At 51.6% G+C, this 4,021-nt stretch carries 2 protein-coding genes, 3 pseudogenes and 1 other annotated feature; of the genes and pseudogenes, 4 read left to right on the forward strand and 1 reads right to left on the reverse strand.

All coding sequences use genetic code 11. The annotated features are described in order from the left end of the window. Nucleotides 1-175: 175 nt before the first annotated feature. The 4 genes and pseudogenes from FTU66_RS13390 (at nucleotide 176) to FTU66_RS13400 (ending at nucleotide 3,525) form a co-directional block, all read left to right on the forward strand. Nucleotides 176-1,148 (forward strand): annotated as a pseudogene (locus FTU66_RS13390) (IS3 family transposase). Beyond that, nucleotides 465-581 (forward strand) — a sequence feature (AL1L pseudoknot). It overlaps the preceding pseudogene by 117 nt. A 151-nt stretch (nucleotides 1,149-1,299) precedes the next feature. Further along, nucleotides 1,300-2,514 (forward strand): chloramphenicol/florfenicol efflux MFS transporter FloR, encoded by a 1,215-nt coding sequence (gene floR, locus FTU66_RS13395; RefSeq protein WP_000214122.1) that lies wholly within the window; start codon nucleotides 1,300-1,302, stop codon nucleotides 2,512-2,514. Nucleotides 2,515-2,541: 27 nt separating this feature from the next. Continuing rightward, nucleotides 2,542-2,841, forward strand: a pseudogene (locus FTU66_RS13750) (LysR family transcriptional regulator); the annotation flags it as partial. A gap of 3 nt (nucleotides 2,842-2,844) precedes the next feature. Next, nucleotides 2,845-3,525, forward strand: a complete 681-nt coding sequence (locus FTU66_RS13400; RefSeq protein WP_109354582.1) for a LysR family substrate-binding domain-containing protein — start codon at nucleotides 2,845-2,847, stop codon at nucleotides 3,523-3,525. Between the two features lie 197 nt (nucleotides 3,526-3,722). Here the strand turns inward: FTU66_RS13400 and FTU66_RS13405 are convergent. Beyond that, nucleotides 3,723-3,950, reverse strand: a pseudogene (locus FTU66_RS13405) (IS4 family transposase); the annotation flags it as partial. Nucleotides 3,951-4,021: the final 71 nt, after the last annotated feature.

A 4,021-nucleotide genomic window follows, 5' to 3' on the forward strand; every position in this document is an offset into this window, starting at 1 on the left:
TAATGAAGACGCTTAGATATTCAAATTTAGAAAAGATCATGACCATTTATACTGAAATTTCTACTTATATTACATTTCATAATGCGACTGGTTTAACAGATATAAATAAATCAATGGAAGATTTTTGAACCGTACCGGGTTTGTCGGAGACCAAGCTTTCTGAGAGAATGTCCCGATGAAAAAAGTAAAATATACCCCTGAAATCAGAGAAAGAGCGGTTCAATTATTGATTGAATCCGAGAAAGATTATCCATCGAATTGGGCTGCGATCACCGCTATTGCTCCCTGAGCAGTATACTGCGCAAGGGTTGTACTCCTGAAACACTACGTGTTTGGTATCAAAAATATTTAGATAAACAAAATCCAGTTAAAGTACAGCAGCTTTCAGACCAAGAACGTATCAAACAACTCGAACGCGAAAATAAAGAACTGCAACGCGCCAATGAAATTCTACGTAAAGCAGCCGCTTTTTTCGCCCAGGCGGAGCTCGACCGCCCACACAAATAATGGTGGATTTTATCCATAATAATAAAGAGCTGTACGGAGTCGAGGCGATTTGTAGAATTTTACCGATCGCACCTTCAACCTATTACCGGACTCTAGATCTCTGTGAAAATCCAGAACATCGAGCAAAGCGAGATTTACATGACTTGCATCATGCTGAGGAGATTAAACGAATTTGGAAGGAAAGTTCAGGTCGGTATGGTGTACGTAAAGTCTGGCAAAAACTGAAACGTGAAGGCTATATTATTGCGCGCTGTACTGTTGCTCGATTAATGCAAAAGCTAGGTATAAAAGGTGTTTGGCGTGGTAAGAACAAACAAACCACCCGTAGCCGAGATGATCAAAAACGAGCGGATGACTTGGTAAAACGTAATTTTACTGCTGATCATCCTGACCAACTGTGGGTGAGTGACTTTACGTATATTCAAACAAATTCAGGCTGGGTTTATACTGCATTTATTATTGATGTGTTCTCACGAGCAATTGTTGGATGGAAAGTATCGACACGGATGAATACAGATATGGTGCTCGATGCATTGGAGCAAGCATTTAGGGCGGCAGAGGGGGCTGGAACGCTGAGTGCGCCCATGCCGCATTGCAAAGCAAAAGATAATCGGATAAAATGTAGCAATTCATATTCGTAAGCGTGGAGTAATCAGATGGGAAATTCCAAGTCAGCAGACAAGTAAGCCGCAACAACCAGTATTGTTGTTGCGGCGCTCTGTAAGGCTAGTCTCATCTGATTGCTGACGAGCAGACGTCGCCCGGTATTCCTTAATCGAGGGTTGATTCGTCATGACCACCACACGCCCCGCGTGGGCCTATACGCTGCCGGCAGCACTGCTGCTGATGGCTCCTTTCGACATCCTCGCTTCACTGGCGATGGATATTTATCTCCCTGTCGTTCCAGCGATGCCCGGCATCCTGAACACGACGCCCGCTATGATCCAACTCACGTTGAGCCTCTATATGGTGATGCTCGGCGTGGGCCAGGTGATTTTTGGTCCGCTCTCAGACAGAATCGGGCGACGGCCAATTCTACTTGCGGGCGCAACGGCTTTCGTCATTGCGTCTCTGGGAGCAGCTTGGTCTTCAACTGCACCGGCCTTTGTCGCTTTCCGTCTACTTCAAGCAGTGGGCGCGTCGGCCATGCTGGTGGCGACGTTCGCGACGGTTCGCGACGTTTATGCCAACCGTCCTGAGGGTGTCGTCATCTACGGCCTTTTCAGTTCGATGCTGGCGTTCGTGCCTGCGCTCGGCCCTATCGCCGGAGTATTGATCGGCGAGTTCTTGGGATGGCAGGCGATATTCATTACTTTGGCTATACTGGCGATGCTCGCACTCCTAAATGCGGGTTTCAGGTGGCACGAAACCCGCCCTCTGGATCAAGTCAAGACGCGCCGATCTGTCTTGCCGATCTTCGCGAGTCCGGCTTTTTGGGTTTACACTGTCGGCTTTAGCGCCGGTATGGGCACCTACTTCGTCTTCTTCTCGACGGCTCCCCGTGTGCTCATAGGCCAAGCGGAATATTCCGAGATCGGATTCAGCTTTGCCTTCGCCACTGTCGCGCTTGTAATGATCGTGACAACCCGTTTCGCGAAGTCCTTTGTCGCCAGATGGGGCATCGCAGGATGCGTGGCGCGTGGGATGGCGTTGCTTGTTTGCGGAGCGGTCCTGTTGGGGATCGGCGAACTTTACGGCTCGCCGTCATTCCTCACCTTCATCCTACCGATGTGGGTTGTCGCGGTCGGTATTGTCTTCACGGTGTCCGTTACCGCGAACGGCGCTTTGGCAGAGTTCGACGACATCGCGGGATCAGCGGTCGCGTTCTACTTCTGCGTTCAAAGCCTGATAGTCAGCATTGTCGGGACATTGGCGGTGGCACTTTTAAACGGTGACACAGCGTGGCCCGTGATCTGTTACGCCACGGCGATGGCGGTACTGGTTTCGTTGGGGCTGGTGCTCCTTCGGCTCCGTGGGGCTGCCACCGAGAAGTCGCCAGTCGTCTAACCGACGACTGGTAGCAGGCCCGCTCCGATGCGGCGCACTAACCATCGAAACCTCGTGAATGTCGGTATCCTGTCTGGCAGGATACCGCTCATTTCCCTTGTTCAGTTCATCGCCGTCGCCGAGCATCTGAATTTTCGGCATGCGGCCAAGGCACTTGGTATCAGCCAGTCGAGCGTCAGCGCGCGTGTGAAAGCGCTGGAGGATAACCTTGGTGTCCTGCTATTTGAGCGCCATGCGCGGGGCGTTCGGCTAACAGACGCAGGCAGGCACTTCATGGAGCGTGTCACGGCGGGTGTCGATCAACTCGATCACGCAGTGAAGACCGCAGGCATGACAGCTCAAGGAGAATACGGCCGGCTTCGCATCGGCATCCATGCCTTAATCCCACGCAGCTTTCTCACGGAGCTGATCCGTCATTATCGGGAAGAACATACGGGCATTGAGGTTGAGATCACCGAAGGCACAGCCCGCGATGCGGTGATGCAGCTTCGTGCTGACCAGCTCGACGTGGTGTTCGTCGCGGGCAAGCCCGAGATGCCCGACTGCCATACCCGACCGATCTGGACCGAACCGCTGGTGGCCGTGCTATCGGATGGGCATCGCCTCGCCGGGCAGTCCGCAATCACTTGGTCCGATCTGGTCGGCGAGACTTTCATTGTTCGCTATGGTGGCACCGGCCCGCAGGTCCATGACCATATCGTGCTGCGCCTTGCCGGGCGTTGGCCCGCACCGTCGATCCGGCGCTTTGATGTGGGGCGCGACACGCTGCTATCTATGGTCGGACAAGGCTTCGGCATCACTATCGTCGGCGAGGCAACGTCATTGTTGCCGACGACCGGCATCGTCTTCCTGCCCTTCCTCGATGAACCGGAGCCGGTTGCCTTTACAGCCGTCTGGTCGCCGTTCAATCGCAACTCCGCACTGAAAAATCTACTCAACCTCGCAGGCAAAATGAAGCGTGACGGCGATTCGCCCAATCGTTTCCTGGATGGCACTCGACCGGCACGATAACGGCACAGGCGATCCATCCTATTTGCCGCCGATAGTATCCGGCAGCCCTCCGGCATCCTCTTTCCTGTTGCCCGTCCCGATTTTGCCTACTCTCTGATCGGCTCCGTCTCTTTTGCCGACTGGAGCCTGCATTGCGCGGAGGCCGAATCCTTTGGGGTCAGATCGCCGTAGTCATCACCATCGTTCTGGTGATGACACTGAGAAATTTGACGATAATCAAAATACTGACCTGCAAAGAAGCGCTGCATACGTCGATAAAATGATTGTGGTAAACACTTGATGGGCAAGGCTTTAGATGCAGAAGAAAGATTACATGTTTGCTTTAAAATAATCACAAGCATGATGAGCGCAAAGCACTTTAAATGTGACTTGTTCCATTTTAGAGATTTGTTTAAGATAAGATATAACTCATTGAGATGTGTCATAGTATTCGTCGTTAGAAAACAATTATTGTGACATTATTTCAATGAGTTATCTATTTTTGTCGTGTACAGAG

It is taken from the genome of Acinetobacter sp. YH12131, from assembly GCF_013418635.1.
In the GTDB taxonomy this organism is placed as follows: domain Bacteria; phylum Pseudomonadota; class Gammaproteobacteria; order Pseudomonadales; family Moraxellaceae; genus Acinetobacter; species Acinetobacter towneri.